Genomic DNA, 24,748 nt, shown 5'->3' on the forward strand with positions numbered 1-24,748 from the left:
AGTTCTGGGATCAACGAGTCGGGCGCCGACATTCGGTCATGCGATTCGGCGCCCCAGCAGGATGTCGGCCTGGCTCCGCCATCCGGTCGATACCGCCGTAGGCGTCGAGGATGACCTGGTCGCGGGCAGCTGCGACGACACTGTTGATCCTCGCGCGGCCGAGCTCGCTCACGCCGTCGAACGGGATCAGCGTGACCCTCATCCCGAACGTCCCCACCTCCTTCCGCACGAGCCCGCCTGCCTCGGCAGCCCGCTCGATGTCGTCGACATAGAGCACGGGCCATGCCTCCCCCGCGCTCGATCGATAGAGGTTCGCCCCGGCATCGCCCGTCAGCGCGTAGTCGAGCCCGGCCGCACCGAACGCGTCCGCAAGTTCGTACGCGCTCGGCCCTGCCTCGAAGCCAACGGAGCCTGGACGGCGGGCGAGTCGGGCGGCGCGTCCGGCACGGAGGAGCAGATCGGCCTCCTTGCCAGGTGCGACTAGCCCGACGTCATCGACCAGACAGATGCACGACCACCGCAGACGCCAGGCTTCGACTCCCGGCGTCACCGGGACAGTAAGCGACGGATCGAGGGCCGACCGCGCTGCGGCGATCGCCTCGGCATCTGACACACCGGTGAAGCCGATCGGCTCCCCAGTACCGTCAGAATCTCCTGGGCCAGATCGAACGACGGACTGACTGCACCCGACTCCATCCGCGTGACCGTCGTCGGCGCGACATCGACCAACGCCGCGACCTGGCGAGCGCTCAACCCGTTCGCGCGTCGCAGCGTCGAGGCGCGCTCGCCGATGTCCATGCGATCACGTTAAGTCGGTGTTGCAGATATGCAACGACGCCTCGATCGGCGACCCTCATGCAACTGTCACACCCCTGTCACGCCGCGATCCGCGGCTGCGATGTCGCAGGTCAGCGCCATTGAGGCGACTATCCCCCATCCTCCGCCAGCAGTCCTCGAGATCTCGAGAACCCGCGTTTCGGCTAGATCGATCCTGGCGACCATCGAAGCCCTCTCGCGTGCAGCTTGGAGGGCAGGGCGCGGTCAGGTCGTCGCAGGTCGCCCGTGCCGCCAGTAGCCGACGAAGTCCACGTTGCGCTTGGGCACTCCCCACTCCTGCACGAGGTGGCGGCGGGCACCTGTGGCGAGAGCGGACTCGCCGATGAGGTGCGCGTGGACCACACCCCTGAGCGGAACGGTCGCCTTGACGGCCTCGAGCGCGAGCTGTCCCGGAGGGCCACCACCTGCGGACGACTCGTTGCGATGGATCCAGCGCACCTCTAGCCCGAGCGGCGCCCGGATCTCCTGTCGATCACCGGAAGTGGGCACCTCGATGATCGCCATCCCCCGGGCATCCTGAGGAAGTGAGGCAATGATGCCGGCCACCGCGGGCAGCGCTGTCTCGTCACCAACGAGCAAGGTCCAGTCGTGCGGGTGGTCCGGGGTGAAGCCGATGCCTTGATCGAGGAATCCGAGGCGATCACCGGGGCTGGCCGCGAGCGCGAACTGAGCCGCCGGTCCGAGCCTGCCTGCCTCGTCCTCATGGATCACGAAGTCGATGTCCACCTCCCCCGTGTCGGGACGGACGTCGCGGCACGTGTACGCCCGGACCCACGGGCGTCGCGCCCTGGGGGTGGCGAGGTACTGGAGGTACCAACCGACCTCGCCGGTGCGCGTCGGCAGCTGCAACGTGTCCTGTCCGTCGCGCGCGAAGAAGAGCCGGCACCAGTGGTCATGCCCGCGTGGTGCCAGCTCGTCCATCCCACCGAGCGTCAGCCGCACGAAGCTCGGGCTGATGCGTTCGACGCGGCGTACGTGCGCCATCGTGAACTGGCGATCGGTCGGAGTGTTCTTCTTTCTCCTCACGCGGCTAAGGATAGCCTTACCTTGGTCAGCAGCCGTCATCCGTCCAGCGATCACGGCTCCGCGAACAGGCTCGATGTCAGCCTCAGTCGGTTGCCCGGATGTCCAGCAGGATCCGGGAGGGGTCGTCCAGGGTGAAGACGCGGTACTCCGCACGCTCGGCCAGTCCCAGGTACAGCGAGGCCGATCCCCCCGATTGCTCGTAGTACCGCACCTCCGCTATGGGGTTGCCGCTCGGGCCCCCGACACTGTGGGCGGCGCCGGTACCCGGCTGCCAGGTGACGCCGACGACGCTGATGTGCAGCACCTCAGGCCCATCGATGGGCGCGACCTCGTCGGTGCCCTCGATCCTCACCTCGCCGGTCCACTCCGCCCATAGGCCGAGCTGTCCGGTACGCGTATCCGGCGAGCTGTACTGCACGATCACCCGCTCGAAGCCATCACAGGCTGCCGATTCGAGCGACTCGAAGAGCAAGCCGCTTTGCCCGTCTCCGTGATGCTGGATCTCTCCCGAGAAGTCCGCCGGCAGGAAGTCGACCTCGCCGTCGGCAACCCTGACGTCACACGGAGCCATCGGTGCTTCCGCCGATGGCGTCGGCAACGGGTCGGTGCACGAGGTAGCCCCGCACACGAGGAGCACGCACAGCACCATGTCCACGCTGCGCCGTCGCCCCATCGGCGAGAGCCTAGCGAGATCCTGAGGGGCGCCAGGAAGGCCTCCGACCGCTCCGCCGAGGTCCATCTCCGGCGAACCCGATCTCAGGGCACACCTGTCCAATGCGACCCGTGCCGAAACGCCCGCCCATCCCTATACTCAGGGCGATCGAGGCGGACCAGCGTTGGCCCGCGACCCTGGGCTGAGCCCAGCACACATCGGCTAGAAGCAAGGGGCAAGACGTGGGACTCATCCAGGCGATCACCGGAGCCATCGGCGGCACGCTCGCAGACCAGTGGAAGGACTTTTACACCGTCCCGCAGGGTCTGAGCCCGACGGCGGCGGTCTTCACCGCTGTGCCGCAGGGCACCAACGCCGGCCGCGGCTCGAACACGCGCGGGTCCGACGGCGTGATCACCAACGGCAGCAAGATCCTCGTTCCCGAGGGCTACGGCCTGATCCTCATGCAGGACGGCGCGATCACGGGCTTCGCGGCTGAGCCGGGCGGGTACGAGTGGAACTCCGAGGCGCAGGACTCGCAGTCGATCTTCGCCGGCAACGGGATCGTCAGCCCGCTGATCACCACGTCCTTCGAGCGCTTCAAGTTCGGCGGCCGGCCCAGCACCCAGCAGCGCGCCTACTTCGTGACGCTCAAGGAGCTGCCCAACAACCGCTTCGGCACACAGTCGGAGATCTACTGGGACGACGCCTACATGAACGCCCAGGTTGGTGCGATCACCCGCGGCACCTACACGCTGAAGATCAGCGACCCGATCCTGTTCGTCAAGAACTACCTGCCGGCCAAGTACCTCGAGCCGGGTCAGGTCTTCGACTTCACCGACATCGACAACGACGCCGCCTCCCAGCTCTTCAACGAGGTCGTCGGCTCGCTCGCACCCGCGTTCTCGATGTACACGAACGACCCGAGCAAGGGCAACCGGATCACCAAGATCCAGCAGGACTCGATCGGGTTCGCGCAGAGCCTCTCGGCCGCCGTCGAGCAGAACTATGGCTGGAGCACCGGGCGCGGCCTGACCATCGTGAGCACCGCGATCATCTCGATCGAGTACGACGAGACGACCCGCGAGCTGCTGCGCAACGTCCAGCGTGCGGATGCCCTCTCCGGCGCCCGCGGCAACTCCAACCTGCAGGCCTCGGTGGCTGCAGGCTTCGAGTCCGCCGGCGAGAACGGCGGCGGCGCAGGCCTGGTCGGGATGGGGCTGGCAGCTGGCACGACCGGCATCGGAGGTCTGCAGCAGCCGGTTCCCGGCGTCGGTGGTGGCGGCGCCGGCTACGGGCAGCAGGTGCCCGCTCAGCAGCAGCCCTACGGTCAGGCACCGCAGGCGCCCGTGCAGGACGCCGAGGACTCCATGGCCAAGCTCGCCAAGTTCAAGGAGATGCTGGACGCCGGCCTGATCACCGAGGACGACTACAACGCCGCGAAGGCCAAGGCGCTCGGCCTGTAGAGCGGCCTCCCACCGATGACGTCAATCCCGCCGTCGCAGCCCCAGGACCAGCCCGAGGTCGTCAACACCCAGAACGCGGATCTGGGCGACGGCGTCAACCGCTGCCCGCGCTGCGGCTCCACCGACATCCAGCTGCGCGCCTCCACCGGCATGCTCATCTGCCTGTTCTGCCGGCACGAGTGGAGCGAGCAGCGGGCCGAGGGTCAGCTGTTCGACGACGGCGACCTCACCCAGCTGCAGGGCACCACGCTCGGCTCGGGCGCGGCGGACATCGCGGCCGACGCGAACGCCGTCGTGACCTTGAAGTGCCAAGGATGCGGCGCTGAGGTCGTGGTCAACACCGCGGCAGCCATGTCGTCACGCTGCCACTGGTGCCGACACGTGCTGACGATCAACAACCAGATCGCCAACGGTGCGGTCCCCGACGCCGTGCTGCCCTTCTCGCTGTCCCATCAGGACGCCGTCGCCCGGATCACCGAGTTCGCGAGCAAGCGCAGGACCTTCGCCAACCGTCAGTTCCTCAAGGAGTTCACGCCCGAGAACGTCGTCGGCGTGTACATGCCGTACATGATCGTCGACGGCAACGTCAGCGGTGACGTGTTCGGCCACGGCGAGATCGAGACCCGCCGCTACACGCGCGGCAGCGACGAGAACCGCAAGACCTACTACGACGCCGACGTCTACCAGATCCATCGCCACGTGGACTTCACGGTCGACGACCTCACGATCGAGTCCTCGGCCGAGCGCGCGATGATGGACGCCTCCGTCAACACGAACAACATCATCAACACGATCCTGCCGTTCGACACCAAGAACGCTGTCCGGTGGAACGCGAACTACCTCAACGGGTTCTCCTCCGAGAAGCGTGACCAGGACGTGGAGCACCTCCGCCCCGCCTTGGAGCACCAGCTGCTCTCGATCGCGCGATCCCAGGCGGCGCCGTCGGTCTCGCGCTACGACCGAGGCGTGCGGTGGGAGGCCGAGAAGGTCGACGTGCACGGGACCCGATGGGTCTCCATGTACCTGCCGGTGTGGCTGTACTCCTACTTCCAGGAGGAGAAGAACATGGTCCACTACATCGCGGTGAACGGTCGGACCGGGGAGACGATGGGGAGCATCCCGGTGGCGCAGGGCAGGCTGCTGGCCGTGTCGGCCGCCGTCGGTGTCGCCGTCGAGGCCGCCGCGATCGTCATCCTGGTGGTGAGCTGATGGGCATCGGCGCCGAGGTCCTGGCCACAGGTCTGCCGATCCTCGCGTCCGGCGGCTCCGGCGACGGCAGCCCTGCCGGCATCCTGCTCGCCGGCCCGATCGCGGCGATCGCCGTCTACGGGCTGCTGTTCCGCTACTACCGCAACACCGACAAGTCACACTCGTTCGAGACCGAGACGCGCATCCAGGCGGCTCCGATCACCGGTGGCGACCAGAAGGTCAACGAGATCCGGGGTACCCAGCAGAGCCAGATCGAGGGCAACAACGTCGGCAGTCACCGGCAGCGGGTGCGCCGGGCGCCCTGACCCGACAGGGATGCGGCACGCACGCCCGGCGTCGTCCTCAGTCGACTGATCGGTCCGCTCGCGCGGGCCGACGACGCCCGCGCAGCAGCATCACGAACACCGCGGCGACGGCGGCGATCACCACACCGTTGACCCCGACGACGGCGGCCCATCCCGACCCGAAGCCGCTCACCGCGACCTCGGGGTCGAGACCGCTGACGTCACCGGTCGCGAGGCGATCGGCCGTCTCGCCGCCGCCGACGGCGCGACCGATCGCGACGGCCAGCCCACCTCCGAAGACGCCGAGCACGATCGACGTGACACCCGTGCGCACCGTGTTGAGCAGACCGGACATCATGCCGACGTGCTCGCTGCCGGCCCTGCTCATCAGCTGGGCGTCGCACAGGCCCGTCAGCGTGCCGGAGGCCACCCCGAGCAGTGCAGTCGGGACGAGGATCGCCCAGGCGGCAGGGTTCGTGGCGAGCGCCGCCAGCGCGAAGAGACCCGTGCTCATCAGACCGAGTGCGAGCGCCACGGCGCGGGCGGGCGACCCACCGCGCGTGACCCAGCGCGAGGCGAGCATCGGCGTCACGAAGATCGGAACGGTGAACGCCAGCATCCAGGTGCCGGCCGGACCGGCCTCGACGCCGCGCACCGTGAGCAGATAGGTCGGCAGGTACACGGTGAAGCCCGCGAGCCCGACCGGGCCCATCACGCTCGCGAGCAGCCACCCCGCGACCTCCCGGTTCTTCACCAGGGCCAGGTCGAGCAACGGCTCCGCCACCCGCAGGCAGCGCACCACGAACGCCGCGAGCACCAAGCACGCCACCACCAGCTCGCCCACGACGACGACGGTGAACCCGGAGGCGGTGCCGGTCGAGATCCCCAGCAGCAGCAGGCTGAGCCCGATCGTGAGCAGCACGGCACCGGCGACGTCGAGGCGGCGCGGCTGCGCTGCCCGGCTCTCCTCGATGAGATAGGTGCTCACGACCATGAGGACCGAGACCGCGGCGAGCACCACGAAGGTGCCGCGCCAGCCCGCCTGCGCCACGATCCACCCCGCGGCGGTCGGCCCGAAGGCCATGCCGATGCCTCCTGCGGTGCCGCACAGCGCGAACGCACGCACGCGGTCCACGCCGTCGAAGGAGCTCGCGAGCACGGCAGCGCCGCACGCCATCAGACCGGCCGAGCCGACACCGGACAGGATCCGGGCGGCGTCGAGCGAGACGATGTCCTGCGCGAGCGCAGCGCCGACCATGCCCGCGGTGTAGAGGATCGAGGAGATCCGCAGCACCAGCCGCCGCCCGTACCGGTCCCCGAGCGCGCCAGCCACCAGGACCAGGCACGTCGCGGCGAGCAGGTAGCCGGTGACGAACCACTGCATCCCGGCGGGACCGGCGCGCAGCTCGGTGGCGATCGTCGGGAGCGCGATCGCGGTGCCCGACGTCGTCAGCGTGCCCACCACGTACCCGGCCAGCACGCACACCAGCGCCGCCCACTGCCGTGGTGTCCAAGGGCGGGCCTCGGCCAATGGGGCGCGACGACGGTGCAGCGAGTAGGTCACGGGCACTCAGGATACGGCCGGAATCGAATCGTTACGACACCGCCGTCGCGCGTGGCCTCGCGGCTAGCATGCGGCCATGGTCAGATCGACCGCCGTCCAGCGACCTGCCGGCCGCCGGGGCCCCGCCGTGGTCGGCTTGGCCGGTGCCCTCATGTCCGCGATCGGCGACGTGCTCATCCTCGGCCGCCCCAGTTCCGGCCGAGACTTCGACCAGGCCGCCGGCATGGTTCCGTCGCACATCGATCCCGACAACGCGTGGCGGTCTTTGTGGAACGGCGCCCGCCTCCCCGTGCGTCGCATCCATGCCGGGACGCTCACCGGCAACGTCGGTATCGGCCTGCTGCAGTGGCTGGCGATGCGGGGCATCAGTCGAACGCTCCCCGCCGGGCGCGAGCGCCAGGTCGCGGAGGCGTCGGCCACCGCGTTCGCCGTGGCCGGCGTCCTCACCCACCAGTGCTGTGCCACGGTGATCCTGGCCTACAAGAAGGCGATGGAAGAGCCTCTCGGGTCCGACGACGAGGCCCGCCGTGCGCCACGCTCTGCGACTCCGCTGCTGGCGATCAGCACCGCTGCCACGCTCGGCGCGCTCGCCGCCTACAGCGCCAGCCTGACGGTGGCTGCGCTGCGTCGGCGCGACTCAGCCGGCGCATGGCAGGCGGTCGTGACGCCCCTTCCGTCGGTGATGGCCACGTTGCTGAGCTTCGGCGCTCTTCCAGCTCCGGTCGGTGGATACGCGCGTCCAGCGTCCATCAGCATCGGCCTGATGGCGTACTTCGCGATCACCGCCGCGTCGGACCAGCGCGACAGCCATCGACGTGCGGCTGGATCGATGGTCCATTGACGTTGCGACCCGCTACCGAGCTCATCGACGAGGGACGCCGTATTCGCGCGCGGGAGCAGCAGCGCCTCGAGCCGCTGCTTCCCGGGGTCGAGCTCCGCTTGACCGGTGGGAGCTCACTGCCAGGAGCGATCACCGGCGGTGATATCGATCTGCACTGCCGCGTCACAGGCGACTTCGACCACGCCGTCAGCGTGCTCACCGACCTCTACGTGCCGGTGAAGGCGGAGATCTGGGGACCGACGCTGGCGACGTTCGAGGTTCCGGACGAGCTCCCCGTCGGTCTCGCAGCCACCCCGGTCGGCTCAGAGCACGACAGGTTCTTCCTGTCCAGCTGGGCGCAGCTGGCCGCCGAACCGGGCCTGCTCGAGGAGTACAACGCCCTCAAGCGGACGTACCACGGCACGGACGTCTACGAGGAGAAGAAGGCGGAGTTCTTCGGCCGGTTGGGCGGCTACTCCTGACAGGCATCACACCTCAGCGAGATCTCGCAACCAGACGAGCAGTGTCGCCAGCGTCCCGTCGGGCCTGACGTCGGTGGTCGACTCGACCTCGCGAGCCAGCGTGAAGCCCGCCTTCTCGGCGACACGCACCGAGGCGTGGTTCTCGGGGTCCACCCGGATCGCGGCGTGACTGCCCTCGGCGTGCTCGGCCATTCGATCGCACAACAGCTGGACCGCGGCGACGGCGACGCCTCGACCTCGCGCCCAGGGGTGCGTCGCGTAGGTGATGTTCACCTCGCCGGGCTCCAGGCCGTCGTCGACGGCGGGGTTGTAGTCCACGTATCCGGCCAGCCGGTCCTCGAGCCAGACACCGAAACCCTGTTGGCCCTGGCCCCGAACGGCGTTCTCGGCCAGCATCGCGATGTGCCTCGCGGTCGAATCGGGGGTGCCCGGTGCGCCCGTCAACCACCGAACGGTCTCGGCGTCCTCACCGTCGTTGTGCGCCTGTACGTCGCTCTCGGTCAGCGGCCGCAGCTCGATTCGCATGCAGCCAACGTAGGCAACGGACGTCGGGCGCGCCGCTCCACTACATCGGGCACCGCACCACGCCCCTGGGAACGCCGAGGACTGGGCCCCCGATCCCCCCGACCGAGCGGATCATCAGAACGTCGCGGTGAGGCCGCCGTCGACCGTCACGACCGAGCCGGTGACGTAGGTGTTCTCCCGCGCGGTGAGGAACAGCACGGCCGGGGCGATCTCCCCGGCCCTCGCACCGCGCCCGAGCGGCAGCTTCCCGCCGTCGACGTAGGTGGCGACGAACGGGGCGGACTCGGTCTCGTCGGTCCCGTCCGCCAGTGTGCTCATCGCGGTGCGCACAAATCCCGGGGCCACGGCGTTGACCAGCACGCCGGAGCGGCCGAGATCGATGGCCGCCGACCGAGTTCCGGCCTCGAGGCCGGCCTTCGCGACGTCGTAGGCCAGGCATCCCGGGCTGCCCGAGCGGGCGTGCACGCTCGTCACGTTGACGATCCGCCCGAACCCCTGCGCGACCATCGTCGGCGCGCACAGCCGCATGAGATGCAGCGGCGCCTCGAGGTCGACCGCCCACACCGGGCGCCAGTCCGAGGGGTCGGAGTCGGTGACTCCGCCCGGTGCGAAGACCCCGGCGACGTTGACGAGGACGTCGATGCCGCCCCACGTCCGGATGACCTGCTCCACCACCTCCACCCGTCGGCGGTCATCGGCGAGGTCGACGCCGATGATGTCGACGTCGTCGACGCGGTCCAGGCCGACGACGTGGTCGCCGCGCCCGCGCAGCGCCGCGGCCACCGCCGCGCCGATGCCGCCCGCCGCGCCGGTGACGAGGGTGCGCAGAGGCGCGGGTGGGGTCTCGGCTCCGGTCACGGGTCGCTCCTGTCGTGGTCGAGGAGCCGCAGCGACGCGCTCCAGGTCATGGTCTTGCCGGGTCCGAGCGGCACCGCGCCGCCCGCCGCGGTGCCCGCGCCGTGGGCCGTGGTCGTCGGCTCGATCCCCATCGCCACCACCGCCCCGTCCCACGGCGACTCGGTGCTGCGGCGCAGCTCCTGCCACAGCAGCGCGTGCGGCAACCCGTCCCACCGGACCTCCACCGACGCGCCGGGTCGGTGAAGCCGGACCCGTCGCGGTCGGGGATGGAGGAGCGCAGCGACGCGTGCCGGGGTCGCCGCGGTCACGCGTGCCCACCTCTCGCGCGGGTCACCGGGCCACGGCACGACGTGCCCGCGGGGGCGGCCGTCGTAGTCGAGATCGGCGAGCATGGTGCCAGGCGCGACGTCGAGGTCGAGCGCGGCGCCGTCCTCGACCACGGGAGCGAGCACGTCCGAGCCCAGCACGAGGTGCTCGGCGACGATCACCTCGCGCGGGCGGGTCCCGACGTTGCGCACGGTCGTGCAGACCCGTGCCCCTGTCGGCTCGAGCGACCAGGACCGGACCACGTCGAGGTCCTCGTCCGACCATGCCAGCCGCACGCCGACGTCCGAGGTGTGGTCGACGCGCCACGGCGCCTGCGACGCCGTCCCGTGGAACCCCTGGGCCGGCTGCGCGTCGGGCTGCGGCTGGCCGGCCGTGGGGAGGCAGAGCTGCCAGCCGCCCCGCCACCGGCGCACCCAGTCGTCCTCGTCCGGCGCGGGCGAGACCTCGTCGACGACGCGTCCGGCCCACGGCGTGCGTGCCAGCAGGTCGATGGAGTCGACCACGAGGTCGACGAGCACGGCGCCCGCACCCGGGAGCACCGACCCCCGCACCTCGTGGCCCCCGCTCGACCGTGCCAGCACGACGGCGGCCATCTCAGCCGCTCGCCGGCCGCTGCCCGCCGAGCGCCCGCGCGAGCGCGTTCTTGCCGTCGAGCACCACCTCGAGCATCCGTTCGGCCGCACGCTCGCCCTCGCCGCGATCGATCGCCCGCAACACGTCGGCGTGCCGCTCGACGTCCTCGGCCAGCACCGGCTCGCTGGCGTCGACCTCCTGCTGGAGCTCGAAGCTCAGCCGCAGGTAGTCCGCCACCACCGCGCCGAACTGTCGCAGCAGCACGTTGTGGGATGCGGCGTAGACGGCCATGTGGAAGTCGACGTCGGTGACGGCGTACGCCTGCGGGTCACCGATGGCCTGCGTCATCGCCTCAACGATCTGGTGCAGCCGGTGCAGGTCGTCCATCTGCGCGCGCCCGGCGGCCAGCCGTGCCGCCTGCGGCTCGAGGATCTGCCGGATCTCGACGAGGTCGCGCAAGATCGACTCGCCGAGGCCCTCCTCGCTGTGCCACCGCAAGATGTCGCCGTCGAAGACGTTCCACTGCTCGCGCTGACGCACCCGCGTGCCGACCTTCTGGCGGATGTCGACGAGACCCTTCGCCGCGAGCACCCGCATGGCCTCGCGAACCGAGGTCCGGCTGACGCCGTAGGTGGCCGAGAGGTCGGCCTCCTTCGAGATGAGCTCGCCGATCGGGAACCGACCCGACACGATCTCCCGGCCCACGGCGTCGATCACCCGACCCTGCTGCCCGCGCATCGAGTACCCGGAGGTCCGGTCCTGGTCGGTCGGCATCGACGCCACCCGTGCCCTCCGCCCCTCGTCGACGCCGTCGGTCAGGATCACCCTAGGTTCCCGGTGGCAGCGGGGCTGCGGAACAGCGACACGCCGTCGATAAGGATCTCGACCGTGCGCAGGTAGGGATCGAGCGCCGCGAGGTCGACGTCGACGCCGAGCCCCGGGGCGTCAGGCGCGCGCACCTCGCCGTTGCCGTCGCGGGCCAGGTGCTCGCGCGTGACCGCCAGCGCCACCGGGCGCGGGTGCACCGGGTACTCGCACAGCCGGTGGTCGGCCAGACCTGCGTACGGCTGCAACGACGCCGACAGGGCCAGGTGGGAGGTGAACGTGTGGTTCACGTAGACGACGCCGCGCATGACCGCGTGGGCCGCGACGTCCGCTGCCGGCCCGATGCCGCCGATCCGGGCGGTGTCGACCTGCACGTAGTCGACGGCGCCGTAGTCGATGACGTTGGTCGCCATCGACGCCGTGTGCGCGCCCTCGCCACCGGCGAGCGCGACCGAGGGGGTCCGTGCCGCGAGCGCCGCGTACGCGCTGTAGGCGTCGGCGACGAAGGGCTCCTCCAGCCAGGTGACGCGTGCCCGGGCGAGCGCCTCCAGCCGCTCGGACGCCGCCTCGACGTCGTCGACCCAGATCTGCCCGGCGTCCAGGAGAAGCTCACCGTCGTCACCGAGGCCCTCCCGTGCGGCCGCGACGTGATCGGCGTCGGAGGCCACCGACGCCCCGAACGCGCCCCACCCGACCTTGACCGCCCGGTAGCCGTCCTCGCGTGCCGCCCGGGCGCGCTCCAGCGTCTCCTGCGGCGTCGAGCCCAGCAGCATCGACGCGTAGGGGACCTTCGGGTGGCTGGTCTCGTAACCCAGCAGCCTCCAGACCGGCTCCTCCCGGCGACGCCCCAGCAGGTCCCAGAGCGCGATCTCGATACCCGACCACGTGTGCGCGGCCTGGAGCAGATCCATGCTGCGGCGACGCACCTCGGACGCGATGCGCCGGATGTCGTCGGGGGTGTCGATCGCTTGGCCGACGACGCTGGCCGAGACCGGCTGGCACACCCCGTGCGAGCGCGGCGTGACGTACGCCGCGATCGAGGTCAGTGGCGACGCCTCGCACTCGCCCCATCCCACGTGGCCGTCATCGCTGACCACGCGCACCAGCAGTGCGTCCTGGCTCCCGTCGGCCTCGAGGGTCACCTCGGGCATCGCGGCGTAGAAGAACTCGACCGTATCGATCTGCATGGGCCCGCCTTCGCAGCGTGTCACGGTCGGGACACCGACCTCTCGCAGCAGCGCGAGTGAATGAACATCGTATGTAACGCTTCGATCACAACCGCTGGTCGAGCGCTTCTTGCCCAGCATGCCATAGAAACCAGAACAAAGGTATGATCTAATGGCGTTGTCGGGATGGACCGACGACCAGGCGAACGGACGATGATGTCGGAACGACCCTCCCGTGGGTACCAGACGAGCGGCGCCGCACCAGCGGGCGCACCGTCGTCGTGCCGCGCGGTCCAGTCACCCGTCGTCGACGCGGTCCCGGCGCCCACCACCACGGGAAGGACACTGAGATGACGAAGCGAACGATCGGTTCCCTGCTCCTCATCACCAGCACCCTCGTCGCGATCGGCGCCTGCTCGGGCGGCGGCGGCGAGGAGGCGGGCGAGAACGAGCTGGTGATCTGGGACACCGGGCTGCTGGGCCGGACGAACGACGACGGCTCCGCCGACATGGACAACTCCTTCATCGACCAGATGGCGGCGGCCTTCGAGGAGGCCAACGAGGGCGTCTCCGTGACCGTGGTGCAGCAGGGCGGTGACATCAGCGCGAACAGCGCACAGTTCCAGGCCGCCTCGATCGCCGGGGACGGGCCGGACATCCGGATCCAGTACGCCGGAGGTCCGACGACCTCGTTCGGCGAGTTCTTCACCGACCTGTCGCCGTACGTCACCGACGAGATGCTGGAGTCGATGGCGGGCTTCAACGTCAACCGCGAAGGCTTCGAGCCCGAAGGCCGCCTGCTCGGCATGCCGTACGGCGCCGGCAACCTGTTCACGGTCTTCACCAACAACGAGATCCTGCGTGAGGCGGGCCTCGACCCGCAGGACCACCCCGAGACGTGGGAGGACATGGTCGACAACGCGCAGACCGTCGTGGACACCACGGACCACAACGGGTTCTGGGTGGCGAACCTCGAGGGCTACCCGGGAGCCTGGATCATCTCCGCCCTCGTCGGCGGTGAGCTCGGCGAGGATGCCTTCACGCAGATGTACAGCGGGGCGATCCCGGTCGACGACCCGGCGATGCTTCAGGCATACACGACGTTCGCCGAGCTCGGCCAGGGCGGCCTGGCGAACCCTGACGCGGGACAGGTCGCCAACGGCGACTCCAGCGCCGGCTTCATCGGTGGCGGAGGTGCGTACTACATCGTCGGGTCGTGGGAGAACAACGCGATGGTCGAGGCGTTCGGCGACGACATCGAGACCTTCTTCATCCCGATGCTCGACGGCTCCCCCTACCCCGCGATGGGTGCCGGCGGACCGGAGATCGCGCTGTCGATCACCGAGTACTCGGAGAAGCAGGACCTGGCGGGCGAGTTCCTGCAGTTCCTCGCCGAGCCGGCGAACCAGGACACGTTCGTCGAGCTGTATCAGACGCAGGCGTCCAACCATGTCGACGGCGACGCCTCGCTGATCCAGAACCCCTTGCTCCAGCAGCAGTTCGCCCAGCTCTCGGAATCCACGGACGGCGTCGTGTTCGCCTTCGACAGCGTGATGCCGCAGGCCACCATCGACCTGTTCTACCGGGTCAACGCCGGCGTCTACCTCGGCAGCATCACGCCCGAGGACGCCGTGGCGCAGCTCGCGGCCTCCTACGAGCAGGAGATCGCGGCGCAGTGACCGCTCCCACCACGCGCCGCGCTCCCGCTCCCGCTCCGGCGGCAGCGGGGGCGCGGGGCGCTGCGCGCCTGTCGGTCGCGAGCCGCCGGCAACGGCTCATCGGTCTGGCAGCGGTGCTGCCGGCGCTGGTGATGGTCGTCGGTTTCATGGCGTTCCCCGTGGCCTACGCGCTCTACATCAGCTTCACCAAGACCAACGGCCTGACCTTCGCGTGGGTGGGCCTGGCCAACTACACCGCGCTGCTCAGCGACCCGGTGGTGCATCAGGTGTTCGGCAACAACCTGAAGTTCCTGGTCTCGGTCCCGCTGGTCATCTTCTCGGCACTCATCGTCTCGGTCCTGCTCTTCGAACGCGTCCGGGGCTGGCGGCTCTTCCGGGTGGTGTTCTTCCTGCCCAACGTGCTCTCTGTCGCCGTCATCGGCCTCATGTTCCGCAACGCCTTCGGCTACTACGGCGGCGTCAACCAGGCGCTGGGGCTCCTCGGCGTCGAGCCTGTGCAGTTCTTCACCGACGGCACGCTGGCGATCTCGGTCATCGTGCTCGCCCTCGTGTGGTCGGGCTTCGGCTACCAGTCGCTGCTGCTCCTCGCCGGCCTCACGTCGATCGACCCCGCCGTGTTCGAGGCGGCCGCGCTGGACGGGGCGGGCTGGTGGAAGCGGCTCTGGCACATCACGATCCCCAACATCCGACGCGTGCTCGGCTTCGTGTTCATCATCAACGTGCTGTACACGTTCACCTCGTTGTTCGGGTTCGTCTACGTGATGACGGCCGGCGGCCCGGGCTTCGACACCACCACGATCGACTACCTGGTGTACCTCCGGGCCTTCTCGAGCACCAACCTGGGCTCCGGGGCGGCACTCGCCGTCGTGCTGTTCCTGTTCATCGGCGTGCTCACGCTTGTGCAGAACCGGGTGTTCCGGCTCCAGGAGGAGGACTGATGGCGGCCGAGCAGGTCAGCACACGCCTGACGCGACGCGGCCGGTGGCCGATCTTCATCGGCCTGTGCGTGGTCGCGGCGACGATCATCTACCCGCTGTTCTTCGTCACCCTGACGTCGCTGCGGCCCAACGCCGACTACCTGCAGGACCCCTTCGGGCTGCCGGCGATCTGGACGCTGGACAACTACACGACGCTGTCCCGCGTCTACGGGGTGGGCGACGCGTTCGTCCGGAGCCTGGCGGTCACCGGTGTGACGGTCTCGATCGTGCTCCTGCTGGCGATCTTCGCCGGGTACGGTCTGGCCAGGTACCCCGTCCCCGGACGCCGCGTGATCACGTCCGTCTTCGTGTCGGTGATGCTCATCCCCGGCCCGGTGCTGATCATCCCGATCTACCTCATGCTCTCGCGCATGGACCTCGTCGCCACCTACCCGGGCCTGATCCTGGTCTACGTCGCCACGGGGCTGCCGTTCTCGGTGTTCTTCCTGACGCTCTCCTTCCGCGGCGTGCCGGTCGAGGTCATCGAGGCGGCACGGATCGACGGCGCCGGCTTCTTCCGCACCTTGGGCTCGATCGTGGTCCCGATGGGGCTGAGCGGTCTCGCCACCCTCGCGGTGCTGCAGTTCCTCGGGGTCTGGAACGAGCTGATCTTCGCGATCATCCTGATCCCCGACCAGGCGGACCGTCTCCTGACACCGACGCTGGCCAACATCGGCGAGCGGTTCGTCACCGACCAGCCGCTGGTCTCGGCGGGCCTGGCGATCACTGCGTCCGTGCCGCTGCTGCTGCTCGCGGTCGCGTCGCGGTACATCATGCAGGGCCTTCAGGTGGGAGTGAGCCGATGAGCGGCGCAGGTGTGCAGGTCCACGAGGACGGCGCCGTCGAGCTCGCCCTCGACGGCACGACGCTCGGGCTGCTACGCCCGGGCCTGGTGGAGATCGACCGCCGACCCCTGACCGCCGACGGTGAGGTGCTCACCGGCGAGGAGCCGACGGTGCGCACGCGCATCGGCACGACGACGGTCACGTGGTGGGCTCGCCGGCAGGACGAGCACGCGGTCTGGGAGATCGGGCTCGACCTGCGCAACGAGGGCTCCGAGCCGATGCTGCTGACGCGGCTCGACCCGCTGCTCCTGGAGCTCCAGCCCGAGCTCGGGCACTGGACCACCACCTGGTACCGCTCGGCGTGGGGCGACGAGTTCCGGCCGCGGCACGGCACCACGCGTCATGACGTGGTGCTCGACGTACGCTCGGGCCGCTCCTCCCACGGCCACAGCCCGTGGCTGGGGCTGGAGGCGGAGGACCACCCGGCCGCGATCGTGATCAGCCCGGCCTGGAGCGGCAACTGGTGGATCAACGCGCTCGCTCACGGCCGGATCAGCGCGGGCATCTCCCCGTGGCAGCTCGGGATCGAGCTCGCACCGGGAGAGACGCTCTCGGCCCCGTCCGTCGTGCTCGCCGTCGGCACCACCACGGACGAGGCGGCGCTGACGCTGCAGCGCGCCGTGCGCGACCGTTGGCTCGCCCGCTCCCCGTGGTCGGACTCCGCCCCACCGGAGTGGAACCACTGGTGGCCCTACGAGGACCAGGAGGTCGACGAGGCCGTGATCGGCGCCAACGCCGATGTCGCCGCGACGCTGGGGCTGCCGGTCGTCACGATCGACGCCGGGTGGTTCGGCGCGGCCGACGCCGCGAGCGACTGGCAGGAGCAGCGCGGGGACTGGGATCTCGTCAACACGGCGCGGTTCCCCTCGGGTCTCGCGGCGGTCGGGGACAGGATCCGTGCCGCCGGTGCCGAGCCCGGCATCTGGATCGAGGCGGAGGCCGTCGGGCGCTCCGCGCTCGTCCGGCGTCAGCGACCGGAGATCCTGGCGCTGGCCACCGACGGACGCCGGCACGACCCCTCCTACCGGGTCACGACGGTCTCCCTCGACGACGACGACCCGACGTTCCTCGGATACGCCTGCCTCGGCTCGCCGGCCGGCCGTTCCCACGTGCTCGAGTCCATGAGTCGCCTCGTCACGACCATCGGCGCCCGCTGGGTGAAGCTGGACTTCAACGTCGACCCGGACGCGGGCTGCACCCGGACCGACCACGGTCACGGGGCCGGCGAGGGTCTGTTCCGTCACTACCTCGGCCTCTACGCCGTGCTGGACGAGTTCCGGAGCCGCCACCCGGACGTGCTCCTCGAGGCGTGCTCCTCAGGAGGCCTGCGGATCGACCTCGGCCTCGCGCGCCACATCCACGGCTTCTTCCTGTCCGACCCGGACTGGACCGAGCACCACCTGCAGGTGCTGTGGGGCGCTGCTCGGATGCTGCCGCCGCTGGGGATCCTGCACTGGTCGCAGTCGCAGTGGCGCGGCGACCACCCGCAGCAGCGCGTCGACTGGGCGACCCTCGCGCCGGAGCGGTTCGACACGATGCTGCGGGCCGCGATGCTGCACCGCTTCGGCGTGAGCATCCGGCTGCCCGATCTGGCTCCGGCACTGCACGAGCGGCTGGCGCTCCACGTCCGCTTCTACCGCGAGCACGTGGCTCCGCTGCTGCCCACAGCTGTCCTGCGCACCCTGACGGCGGCGCCCGGGCGCGGCGGCTCGGGCGAGCGCCGCCCCGCCGCGCAGCTCAGCGACGAGGAGCGCGACGTCCATGTCCTCGGAGCGTTCGACCTCGACGGCACGGGGGCGCCCGTGCTCGGCGTGCAGGGGCTCGACACGCGACGGCGGTACCGCGTCCGGCACGCGGGCCACGACCCCGTCGTCCTCCCTGGCGCCGAGCTCGCCAGCGCCGTCCCGCTCGACGCGAGCACCGGCCAGACGTCGTGGTTGCTGCTCATCGAACCGGTGGAGGACTGAACGATGGCATCCGGACCGACCGAGCGGGTGGTGCGCACCGGTGTCGAGGACATCGTGCTCCGCGTCCGCGACGCGGAGCCACTGGTCTACGGCGCCTTCGTCGACTGCAACATGGCGACGGCGTGGGTGCAGGACGAGTACCGCATCTTTCCCGGCAAGCACGGCGAGGACCCGGTCTGGGGCCCGGCCGACCACCTGCGGATGGGGTCGGGGCCGGTGCCCTCGTCCGCCCTGACGCGGTCCGAGCCGGAGCTGGTCCGGCTCGATCTGCCCCCGAACGCGCCAGCCGGCTCGGCCGGGCTGCACGGCGCCGTGTGGTTCGAGAGCATCCACCAGGACACCCGGGACCCCAGCGGCCACACCCTGTACGCGCTCTACCACAACGAGAACTACCCGCAGACACTCCCCTGGGACGAGGCCTCCGGGACGGGGCTGCGCGATCACGACTGGCCACCCGGGCTCCTCGGAGACGGCTCGGTGCAGGCCGTTCCGCGCATCGGTGTCATGCGAAGCACCGACGCCGGAGCCAGCTGGGACGACCGCGGGATCCTCCTGGAGGACGGCGACGACCGGATGATCCGGCTCCCGGTCAACCGGAACTTCTGCTTCCCGGGTGGTGTCGGCGACCCGAGCGCCGTCGCGTGCGGTGATCACCTCTACGTGTTCTTCGGCGAGTACGCCTACCCCGAGGCGTGGTCCGCGGGCGGCTGGGACGCCCCGACCGAGGCCGCGGCGCAGTGCATCGGCGTCGCGCGCGTCCCGCTCGAGGACCTCGACGAGCCGACGGGCAGGGCGCGCCGCTGGGACGGCGTCGCCTTCGAGGCCCTGTGGGACGGCGCCGGCGCACCGATCAGATCGCTCCAGATCGACGACGCCGACGGCGGCGGCCCGGTCTCGCAGGGCGACCGGCGCTACTACTGGGGTCCGTCGGTGAGCTGGAACGAGCACCTGGGCGTGTGGGTCATGCTCATGGGCCGCGTCGACGGGCCGTTCTGGGTGGGCGACTCGGTCTTCGTGTCGATCAACACCGAGGCCGATCTCGGCGCCGGGGACGCCTCCCAGCGCTGGTCGACCCCGGTGGAGCTGCTGAGCCGCCCCGGTCGCACCCTCTGGTACCCCGCCTTGCAGCCCACCGACGAGCCCGACGACGTGGCCGGCCGCCGATCAGGCATCCGCCTCGGTCGACGAGCGCGGCTGTTCGTCAAGGACATCCCCCGGGGGGACCTCGTCTCGGGTCAGGACCGCTACGGCAGCGACCACCTGGTGGAGCTCGAGCGCGAGGTGCAGCCATGACACGGACGGCGGTGGTCACCGGCGCCGCGAGCGGGCTGGGCGCGGCGACGTGCGTACGGCTGCGCCGGGACGGCGTCCGCTGCATCGGGCTGGACCTGGACCCGAGCGCGGACGAGGTGGTCGACGTGACCGACGCGGCGGCGGTGGCCGAGGTGGCCGCGCGCATCGGCCCGGTCGACGTCCTCGTGACGTCGGCCGGCATCGTCGGACCCAACCGCCCGCTGCTGTCCACCACCACGCAGGAGTGGCAGCGCACCATCGACGTCAACGTGCACGGGACGCTCCACCCGATCCGCGCCTTCGTGCCCGGGATGGTCGAGCGGGGCTGGGGCCGGGTGGTCACGCTGGCGAGCATGGCGGGCAAGGACGGCAACCCCCGGCTCGCGGCGTACAGCGCGACCAAGGCTGCGGTCATCGCGCTCACGAAGTCGCTGGGCAAAGAGCTCGCCACCTCGGGTGTCCTGGTCAACGCCGTCGCCCCGGCGGTGTTCGCGACCCCGATGAACGCCGCGACGGAGCCCGAGGTGCTGGCGCGCATCACGAGCCTGATCCCGATGGGACGGGTCGGGCGGCCCGAGGAGGCGGCCGAGCTGATCGCGTGGCTGTGCTCGGACGCCGTCTCGTTCTCGACCGGTGCCGTCTTCGACCTCAGCGGCGGTCGAGCGACCTACTGAGGGCGGCGGCCGGCGTCCCGACCTACCGCACGCGCTACCTCAGGCGCAGCCGGCGCCATCGGGCCACGGTGAGAGCGCCGAAGCCAACACCCGTGGCCAGCGTCAGCAGCAGCTGGACGGTGCTGGGCGCGCCGGAGCCGGTGCCCGCCAGGCCCGCCCAGGCGCCCGGGGCCGCGAAGGGGAACCAGGGCCCGATGGTGAGCAGCGCGACCTGCGACAGGACCAGCAGGATCACGGCGAGCCCGACGGCGCCGAGCATCCCGCGGCTCACGGTCGCCGCCCACGCGCACGGGACCGCAGCCGCACCCGTCAGCACGATCACAGCAGCGACCTTCGCCGCCAGCGGCCCGACGCTGGCGCCCGTCATCGGGTAACCGAGCAGCAGGCCCGTCACCAGGAAGGCGACCACACCCGCGACGGCGGTGAGCGCGACGAGCGCGGCGTACATCACCAGCTTGGCCGTGGCGATCCGGGCCAGCGGGGTGGGGGTGGCGAACAACGCACCGACCGTCCGCTCGGTGAACTCTCGTCCGAAGCTCCAGCCCAGGTAGACGCCGAAGGCGAGCAGGCCACCGGCCGCGGCGATCACTCCGACCAGGGTGGTGAGGTCGGCCCACGGCTCGCCACGCGTGAAGGGCTCGAGCTGAGCCGTGGCGACGACGTTGCCCGAGCGTGCCGCCACCAGGAGCGTGGCGCTGATCGCCGCAGGCCCCACCACCAGCGCCGCCAGCACCACCCACGACACCAGCCCGTGCACCGACTTCGTCCCCTCGACCCGCAACGCCGCGATCATCCGGGCTCCCCCAGGTCTGCCCGCACCAGCGCGAAGAACGCCCGCTCGATGTCGAACCCGTGGGGGTCGATCGTGCCGATCACCCTGCCGGCGTTCAGCACCGTGACGGTGTCGCCGGTGCGAGCGATCTCATCCAGGTGGTGACTGGAGATCAGGAACCCGACCCCACGTTCGGCACGCGCACGGATCGCGCCGCGCAGCAGCAGCACCCCTGCGGGATCGAGGAACGCCGTCGGCTCGTCCAGGATCACCAGCTGCGGATCGTGCAGGAGCGCCGCCGCGACTCGCACCCGCTGCCTGTTCCCCGACGACAGGGCGCGAGCGCGCCGAGAGGCGAGGCCCGCGATGTCCAGCTCCTCCATGACCTCGCGGACGGCGACGTGGGCTCGGCCGCGCTCGAGCCCTTGCAGCCGGGCGGCCAGGAGCAGGTTCTGCTGCACCGTCAGGTCCGGATAGCTCTCCGCACCCTCCACGGCGTGACCCACGCGTGCCCACTCGGCCGCACCGGCATCGCGCACCGGCACCCCGAGCACACGGATGTCCCCCGACTGCAGATCGATCATGCTCAGAACCAGGCGCATCAGCGAGGACTTGCCCGCCCCGTTCAGCCCCACGATCGCGTGCACCTGCCCCGCGCGCACCGACAGGCTCACACCCCCGACGCCGGCCCCGTTCGGGTAGCGGTGAACGGCGTCAGCGACGGCGAGCAGGGGCCGCCCGGCGGTGGTCATCGCTCGGCTCCGCCAGCTCTCCCGGCCCTCAGGCCGTCTCTTCGGCGATCACCCGGGTGTCGCTGTCGGGGATGCCGTCCTCGTTCATGTCGGCCTTGCGGGCCTTGTGGGCGTCCCACCGGAGGGTCGCGGCCGCCAGCGTGGCTGCGATCACGGTGCCCGCGAGGACTCCCAGCGTCGCCGCGTCGGTGTGCCCGGAGTCGGGGAAGGACAGCTCGGCGATCAGCAGCGAGACCGTGAACCCGATCCCGGTCAGGAACGCCACCGGCACCAGGTCGCGGATCCCGAGCGCGTCAGCCAGCCGCAGCGGCGTGAGCTTGGTGACCAGCGCGGTCACGCCCAGCACACCGATGATCTTGCCCAGCACGAGCCCGACGGCGATCGCCGGCAGCACCGGTTCGGCGAGCAGCGCGCCGAGGCCCTCGCCGTCGACGAGGTTCACCCCGGCGGAGAAGAGGGCGAACACCGGCAGGGCGATCACGGAGGAGATCGGTCGGACCGCGTGCTCGTACCGCAGGGTCCGGGGCTGCGACTCGCCCTGGATCGGGCGTGCCGCGACCACGAGCCCCAGCAGCACACCGGCGATGGTGGCGTGGACGCCGGAGGCGTGCATCAGCGCCCACGCGGCGAACGCCAGCGGGAGCAGCAGCCACCACCGCGCGTGGCGCGAACGCGCGACGAGCGCGAACACGCCCACCACGGCCAACGCTGCCACGAGCGGCAGCCAGGAGATCGAGTCGGTGTAGAACACCGCGATGACCATGATGGCGAGCAGGTCGTCCACCACGGCCAGGGTCAGCAGGAAGACCCGCAGCGCGACGGGTAGCCCCCGCCCGAAGATCGCCAGCACCCCCAGCGCGAAGGCGATGTCGGTCGCCGTCGGGATCGCCCAGCCCCCCACCGCGCTGGGGTCCCCGAGCAGCATCACCATCGCGACGTAGATCGTCGCCGGCAGGACCATGCCGCCGATGGCGGCGAGCACCGGCACGGCCGCCTCCTTCGGGCGGCGCAGGCTGCCCGTGACGAACTCCTGCTTGAGCTCCACGCCGACGACGAAGAAGAAGATCGCCAGCAGCCCGTCGGCCGCCCAGCCCGCCAGCGAGAGGTCCAGGTGCCAGGCCTCGGGACCGATCACGTAGGCGGAGAGCGCCTCGTAGCCGCCTCGCCACGGCGAGTTGGCCCAGAGCAGCGCCACGGCTGCGGCGATCAGCAGGAGCACACCGGCGGTGGTCTCCCGCGAGGCCCAGCGCTGAAGGCGAGCGGGCACGGAGGTGCTGACACGGTCGGACATCTGACTCCTTGGCACGTCGGTCCGACCGGCAGGGTCGCCAGCGGGACTTGCCGACCAGGCTTCCCGGCGCTCCGCCGACCATTCTACGGGCGCCCCGCCCGCTCACGTGCCGAGGGATCTCCCGACGGCGGGACGTCGCCCGGTCCTCCTCCTGCTCAGCGTCGTCGCCGGACCCCACGCACCACGCGCCACGTGATCCACGCGCCAGCGAGCCACGGCGCTGCGAGCACCAACGGATCCATCCAGACGTGGGCGTTGTCGGCGCGGCGTGGGTCGCGCGGCTGGAGCATGCGGCCGCTGCGGAGCTGCTTGATCAGCCCGGTGCCGCCGACGAGCGCTGCGGGCCCGCGGCTCGGCACGGCTTGCAGGCCGGAGAGCGCCGAGTCGACCCGGTCGCCGAGCATGAGCAGCAGCCAGTGGGCGGCGCGCGCCTCGCTGTAGCGCTCGTAGGCGTAGCGCCGGATGGCTCCCGCAGGCCCGTGGAGCGGCTGCGCGGTGCCGAAGACCGGGGTGAGCATGCCGTGCTCGATCGAGCGCTCGCGTGGCTCTCGCTCCTGCTGCCGTTCCGGGAGCACCCAGTGCGCACCGGTCACGACGTCGTCGCGCTCCTTCGGGTAGGAGGGGCGGTCCGCCGGGTCGAGATCAGCACCCCACCCCGGTATGCGGCGGCGGAGCTCCTCGGCGGACGGTGCCGGATCGGGTCGGTCAGCGGTGTAGGGCATGGCTGCTCCTCTCAGGCTGCGGGCGGCGTGAGGACGACCTTGGTGCAGTCGTCGAGCTTCGTGGACATGAGGTGGTAGCCCTCGGCGATGTCCTCGAGAGGGATCCGGTGGGAGATCATGTCGCGGGGGCTGATGTGACCCGCGCGGATGTGCTCCAGCAGTCGTGGCCACTGCCGCCGCACGGGCGCCTGGTTCGCGCGGATCGTGAGGCCCTTGTTGACGGCGTCACCGAACTTGACGGCGCTGAAGATCGGCCCGTAGGCACCGAGCACCGAGATGTTGCCACCCTTGCGTGCGGCGTCGATGGCCCAGTTGAGGGCTACAGGAGAGCCGCCCTGGAGCTTGAGCTTCGCGCCCGTGATGTGCTGCAGGAGGCTCCCGTCGGCCTCGGCACCGACGGCGTCGATGACGACGTCGGCTCCCAGGTGGCCGGTGGTCTCCTTGAGCAGCGCGACGATGTCGGGGTACTGCGTGAAGTTGTACGTCTCGGCGTAGGCGAACTCGGCAGCCTTGCGCAGCCGGTGGTCGACGTGGTCGACCACGATGACGCGGCCCGCGCCCAGCAGCCAGGCCGACCGGGCAGCGGCCAGACCCACGGGTCCGGCACCGAGGACCACCACCGTGTCCCCCTCGGCGACGTCGCCCAGCTGGGCACCGAAGTACCCCGTGGCGAAGGCGTCGGTGAGCATGAGGGCGTCCTCGTCGTGCAGCCAGTCCGGGATGATCATCGGGCCGACGTCGGCGAACGGCACCCGCACGAGCTCGGCCTGGCCGCCGTCGTAGCCGCCCGCGGTGTGTGAGTACCCGTAGATCGCCCCGGCGGCCGTGGCGTTGGCGTTCACGTTGTGACAGTTCGAGAGCAGCCCGCGGGAGCAGAAGAAGCACGTCCCGCACGAGATGTGGAACGGCACCATGACCCGGTCCCCGGGCTTCACGTTCTGCACCGACGAACCCACCTGCTCGACCCGACCGATGAACTCGTGGCCGAACGTGTGCCCGATCCGGGTGTCGGGCAGGAGCCCGTGATACAGGTGCAGGTCCGAGCCGCAGATCGCCGCGAGCTCGACCCGCACGATCGCGTCGTTGGGATGCTCGATCACCGGATCTGGCTTGTCCTCGACCGCGACCCGGTACGGACCGCGATACACCATGGCTCTCACGT

The 24,748-nt window shown here is 70.6% G+C and carries 26 protein-coding genes; 11 read left to right on the plus strand and 15 right to left on the minus strand.

Translation table 11 applies throughout. The annotated features are described in order from the left end of the window. Window positions 1-10: 10 nt before the first annotated feature. From GPA04_RS08675 to GPA04_RS08690, 4 genes are all read right to left on the minus strand, one after another. Window positions 11-550 (minus strand): hypothetical protein, encoded by a 540-nt coding sequence (locus tag GPA04_RS08675; protein WP_206674164.1) that lies wholly within the window; start codon window positions 548-550, stop codon window positions 11-13. After that, the gene (locus GPA04_RS08680; protein ID WP_156223687.1) at window positions 547-798 is read right to left on the minus strand and encodes a helix-turn-helix domain-containing protein; all 252 of its coding nucleotides are present in this window, start codon (window positions 796-798) and stop codon (window positions 547-549) included. Before GPA04_RS08680 ends, GPA04_RS08675 begins: the two co-directional genes overlap by 4 nt. A gap of 243 nt (window positions 799-1,041) precedes the next feature. Then, window positions 1,042-1,863 (minus strand): siderophore-interacting protein, encoded by an 822-nt coding sequence (locus GPA04_RS08685; RefSeq protein ID WP_241680680.1) that lies wholly within the window; start codon window positions 1,861-1,863, stop codon window positions 1,042-1,044. A gap of 82 nt (window positions 1,864-1,945) precedes the next feature. Next, window positions 1,946-2,536 (minus strand): AMIN-like domain-containing (lipo)protein, encoded by a 591-nt coding sequence (locus GPA04_RS08690; RefSeq protein WP_156223688.1) that lies wholly within the window; start codon window positions 2,534-2,536, stop codon window positions 1,946-1,948. A 221-nt stretch (window positions 2,537-2,757) separates the two neighbouring features. On the opposite strand from GPA04_RS08690, the gene GPA04_RS08695 reads away from it, so the two are divergent. Genes GPA04_RS08695 through GPA04_RS08705 form a run of 3 tightly spaced genes read left to right on the plus strand, consistent with a single transcriptional unit; the run spans window position 2,758 to window position 5,495 of the window. Next, the gene (locus tag GPA04_RS08695; protein WP_156223689.1) at window positions 2,758-3,981 is read left to right on the plus strand and encodes an SHOCT domain-containing protein; all 1,224 of its coding nucleotides are present in this window, start codon (window positions 2,758-2,760) and stop codon (window positions 3,979-3,981) included. A 15-nt stretch (window positions 3,982-3,996) separates the two neighbouring features. After that, on the plus strand, window positions 3,997-5,190 hold the full coding sequence (locus tag GPA04_RS08700; protein ID WP_156223690.1) for a TFIIB-type zinc ribbon-containing protein: 1,194 nt from the start codon (window positions 3,997-3,999) through the stop codon (window positions 5,188-5,190). After that, entirely contained in the window at window positions 5,190-5,495 is a 306-nt protein-coding gene (locus tag GPA04_RS08705) for a hypothetical protein (RefSeq protein WP_206674165.1), read from the plus strand. The genes GPA04_RS08700 and GPA04_RS08705 overlap by 1 nt, the downstream gene beginning before the upstream one ends. Window positions 5,496-5,532: 37 nt before the next feature. On the opposite strand, the gene GPA04_RS08710 is transcribed toward GPA04_RS08705, so the two are convergent. Then, the gene (locus tag GPA04_RS08710; protein WP_162458560.1) at window positions 5,533-7,038 is read right to left on the minus strand and encodes an MFS transporter; all 1,506 of its coding nucleotides are present in this window, start codon (window positions 7,036-7,038) and stop codon (window positions 5,533-5,535) included. Between the two features lie 76 nt (window positions 7,039-7,114). Between GPA04_RS08710 and GPA04_RS08715 the strand changes: the two genes are divergently transcribed. Together GPA04_RS08715 and GPA04_RS08720 are read left to right on the plus strand one after the other, a co-directional pair. Continuing rightward, entirely contained in the window at window positions 7,115-7,879 is a 765-nt protein-coding gene (locus GPA04_RS08715) for a DUF6796 family protein (protein ID WP_156223692.1), read from the plus strand. A gap of 2 nt (window positions 7,880-7,881) precedes the next feature. Next, window positions 7,882-8,340 (plus strand): GrpB family protein, encoded by a 459-nt coding sequence (locus GPA04_RS08720; RefSeq protein ID WP_156223693.1) that lies wholly within the window; start codon window positions 7,882-7,884, stop codon window positions 8,338-8,340. A gap of 6 nt (window positions 8,341-8,346) precedes the next feature. On the opposite strand, the gene GPA04_RS08725 is transcribed toward GPA04_RS08720, so the two are convergent. From GPA04_RS08725 to GPA04_RS08740, 5 genes are all read right to left on the minus strand, one after another. Beyond that, window positions 8,347-8,865, minus strand: coding sequence for a GNAT family N-acetyltransferase (locus GPA04_RS08725; protein ID WP_156223694.1), 519 nt, complete (start codon window positions 8,863-8,865; stop codon window positions 8,347-8,349). A gap of 114 nt (window positions 8,866-8,979) precedes the next feature. Further along, entirely contained in the window at window positions 8,980-9,723 is a 744-nt protein-coding gene (locus GPA04_RS08730; RefSeq protein WP_162458561.1) for an SDR family NAD(P)-dependent oxidoreductase, read from the minus strand. Then, window positions 9,720-10,643 (minus strand): aldose epimerase family protein, encoded by a 924-nt coding sequence (locus tag GPA04_RS20995; RefSeq protein ID WP_162458562.1) that lies wholly within the window; start codon window positions 10,641-10,643, stop codon window positions 9,720-9,722. The genes GPA04_RS08730 and GPA04_RS20995 overlap by 4 nt, the downstream gene beginning before the upstream one ends. 1 nt (window position 10,644) lies before the next feature. Beyond that, window positions 10,645-11,448: a FadR/GntR family transcriptional regulator gene (locus GPA04_RS08735; RefSeq protein WP_241680681.1), complete on the minus strand. Its 804-nt coding sequence runs from the start codon at window positions 11,446-11,448 to the stop codon at window positions 10,645-10,647. Continuing rightward, complete coding sequence (locus GPA04_RS08740) at window positions 11,445-12,635, minus strand: mandelate racemase/muconate lactonizing enzyme family protein (protein WP_156223696.1); 1,191 nt, start codon at window positions 12,633-12,635, stop codon at window positions 11,445-11,447. Before GPA04_RS08740 ends, GPA04_RS08735 begins: the two co-directional genes overlap by 4 nt. Before the next feature lie 329 nt (window positions 12,636-12,964). Between GPA04_RS08740 and GPA04_RS08745 the strand changes: the two genes are divergently transcribed. The 6 genes from GPA04_RS08745 to GPA04_RS08770 are packed head-to-tail and all read left to right on the plus strand — an operon-like array spanning window position 12,965 to window position 20,049. Then, entirely contained in the window at window positions 12,965-14,293 is a 1,329-nt protein-coding gene (locus GPA04_RS08745; RefSeq protein WP_156223697.1) for an ABC transporter substrate-binding protein, read from the plus strand. After that, entirely contained in the window at window positions 14,290-15,231 is a 942-nt protein-coding gene (locus GPA04_RS08750) for a carbohydrate ABC transporter permease (protein ID WP_156223698.1), read from the plus strand. The genes GPA04_RS08745 and GPA04_RS08750 overlap by 4 nt, the downstream gene beginning before the upstream one ends. Next, complete coding sequence (locus GPA04_RS08755; RefSeq protein ID WP_156223699.1) at window positions 15,231-16,076, plus strand: carbohydrate ABC transporter permease; 846 nt, start codon at window positions 15,231-15,233, stop codon at window positions 16,074-16,076. The genes GPA04_RS08750 and GPA04_RS08755 overlap by 1 nt, the downstream gene beginning before the upstream one ends. Next, the gene (locus GPA04_RS08760) at window positions 16,073-18,082 is read left to right on the plus strand and encodes an alpha-galactosidase (protein WP_156223700.1); all 2,010 of its coding nucleotides are present in this window, start codon (window positions 16,073-16,075) and stop codon (window positions 18,080-18,082) included. The genes GPA04_RS08755 and GPA04_RS08760 overlap by 4 nt, the downstream gene beginning before the upstream one ends. A 3-nt stretch (window positions 18,083-18,085) precedes the next feature. Continuing rightward, on the plus strand, window positions 18,086-19,375 hold the full coding sequence (locus tag GPA04_RS08765; protein ID WP_156223701.1) for a hypothetical protein: 1,290 nt from the start codon (window positions 18,086-18,088) through the stop codon (window positions 19,373-19,375). Continuing rightward, window positions 19,372-20,049, plus strand: a complete 678-nt coding sequence (locus GPA04_RS08770) for an SDR family NAD(P)-dependent oxidoreductase (RefSeq protein ID WP_156223702.1) — start codon at window positions 19,372-19,374, stop codon at window positions 20,047-20,049. The genes GPA04_RS08765 and GPA04_RS08770 overlap by 4 nt, the downstream gene beginning before the upstream one ends. A gap of 34 nt (window positions 20,050-20,083) precedes the next feature. On the opposite strand, the gene GPA04_RS08775 is transcribed toward GPA04_RS08770, so the two are convergent. From GPA04_RS08775 to GPA04_RS08795, 5 genes are all read right to left on the minus strand, one after another. Then, on the minus strand, window positions 20,084-20,842 hold the full coding sequence (locus GPA04_RS08775; protein WP_156223703.1) for an ABC transporter permease: 759 nt from the start codon (window positions 20,840-20,842) through the stop codon (window positions 20,084-20,086). Beyond that, window positions 20,839-21,573, minus strand: coding sequence for an ABC transporter ATP-binding protein (locus tag GPA04_RS08780; protein WP_156223704.1), 735 nt, complete (start codon window positions 21,571-21,573; stop codon window positions 20,839-20,841). The genes GPA04_RS08775 and GPA04_RS08780 overlap by 4 nt, the downstream gene beginning before the upstream one ends. Before the next feature lie 28 nt (window positions 21,574-21,601). Further along, the gene (gene nhaA, locus GPA04_RS08785; protein ID WP_156223705.1) at window positions 21,602-22,864 is read right to left on the minus strand and encodes a Na+/H+ antiporter NhaA; all 1,263 of its coding nucleotides are present in this window, start codon (window positions 22,862-22,864) and stop codon (window positions 21,602-21,604) included. A 155-nt stretch (window positions 22,865-23,019) separates the two neighbouring features. Further along, window positions 23,020-23,586, minus strand: coding sequence for a hypothetical protein (locus tag GPA04_RS08790; protein ID WP_156223706.1), 567 nt, complete (start codon window positions 23,584-23,586; stop codon window positions 23,020-23,022). An 11-nt stretch (window positions 23,587-23,597) separates the two neighbouring features. Further along, complete coding sequence (locus GPA04_RS08795; protein WP_156223707.1) at window positions 23,598-24,746, minus strand: zinc-dependent alcohol dehydrogenase; 1,149 nt, start codon at window positions 24,744-24,746, stop codon at window positions 23,598-23,600. Window positions 24,747-24,748 lie beyond the last annotated feature (2 nt).

Source organism: Pseudactinotalea suaedae (genome assembly GCF_009733815.1).
Classification (GTDB): Bacteria; Actinomycetota; Actinomycetes; order Actinomycetales; family Beutenbergiaceae; genus Pseudactinotalea; species Pseudactinotalea suaedae.

What these genes read in the sequence shown, in the direction of transcription:
- GPA04_RS08680 (WP_156223687.1), bottom strand. Translation starts at nt 798, where the DNA reads ATGGACATCGGCGAGCGCGCCTCGACGCTGCGACGCGCGAACGGGTTG.
- GPA04_RS08690 (WP_156223688.1), bottom strand. Translation starts at nt 2,536, where the DNA reads ATGGGGCGACGGCGCAGCGTGGACATGGTGCTGTGCGTGCTCCTCGTG.
- GPA04_RS08700 (WP_156223690.1), top strand. Translation starts at nt 3,997, where the DNA reads ATGACGTCAATCCCGCCGTCGCAGCCCCAGGACCAGCCCGAGGTCGTC.
- GPA04_RS08705 (WP_206674165.1), top strand. Translation starts at nt 5,190, where the DNA reads ATGGGCATCGGCGCCGAGGTCCTGGCCACAGGTCTGCCGATCCTCGCG.
- GPA04_RS08715 (WP_156223692.1), top strand. Translation starts at nt 7,115, where the DNA reads ATGGTCAGATCGACCGCCGTCCAGCGACCTGCCGGCCGCCGGGGCCCC.
- GPA04_RS08725 (WP_156223694.1), bottom strand. Translation starts at nt 8,865, where the DNA reads ATGCGAATCGAGCTGCGGCCGCTGACCGAGAGCGACGTACAGGCGCAC.
- GPA04_RS20995 (WP_162458562.1), bottom strand. Translation starts at nt 10,643, where the DNA reads ATGGCCGCCGTCGTGCTGGCACGGTCGAGCGGGGGCCACGAGGTGCGG.
- GPA04_RS08740 (WP_156223696.1), bottom strand. Translation starts at nt 12,635, where the DNA reads ATGCAGATCGATACGGTCGAGTTCTTCTACGCCGCGATGCCCGAGGTG.
- GPA04_RS08745 (WP_156223697.1), top strand. Translation starts at nt 12,965, where the DNA reads ATGACGAAGCGAACGATCGGTTCCCTGCTCCTCATCACCAGCACCCTC.
- GPA04_RS08755 (WP_156223699.1), top strand. Translation starts at nt 15,231, where the DNA reads ATGGCGGCCGAGCAGGTCAGCACACGCCTGACGCGACGCGGCCGGTGG.
- GPA04_RS08760 (WP_156223700.1), top strand. Translation starts at nt 16,073, where the DNA reads ATGAGCGGCGCAGGTGTGCAGGTCCACGAGGACGGCGCCGTCGAGCTC.
- GPA04_RS08765 (WP_156223701.1), top strand. Translation starts at nt 18,086, where the DNA reads ATGGCATCCGGACCGACCGAGCGGGTGGTGCGCACCGGTGTCGAGGAC.
- GPA04_RS08770 (WP_156223702.1), top strand. Translation starts at nt 19,372, where the DNA reads ATGACACGGACGGCGGTGGTCACCGGCGCCGCGAGCGGGCTGGGCGCG.
- GPA04_RS08775 (WP_156223703.1), bottom strand. Translation starts at nt 20,842, where the DNA reads ATGATCGCGGCGTTGCGGGTCGAGGGGACGAAGTCGGTGCACGGGCTG.
- GPA04_RS08780 (WP_156223704.1), bottom strand. Translation starts at nt 21,573, where the DNA reads ATGACCACCGCCGGGCGGCCCCTGCTCGCCGTCGCTGACGCCGTTCAC.
- nhaA (WP_156223705.1), bottom strand. Translation starts at nt 22,864, where the DNA reads ATGTCCGACCGTGTCAGCACCTCCGTGCCCGCTCGCCTTCAGCGCTGG.
- GPA04_RS08790 (WP_156223706.1), bottom strand. Translation starts at nt 23,586, where the DNA reads ATGCCCTACACCGCTGACCGACCCGATCCGGCACCGTCCGCCGAGGAG.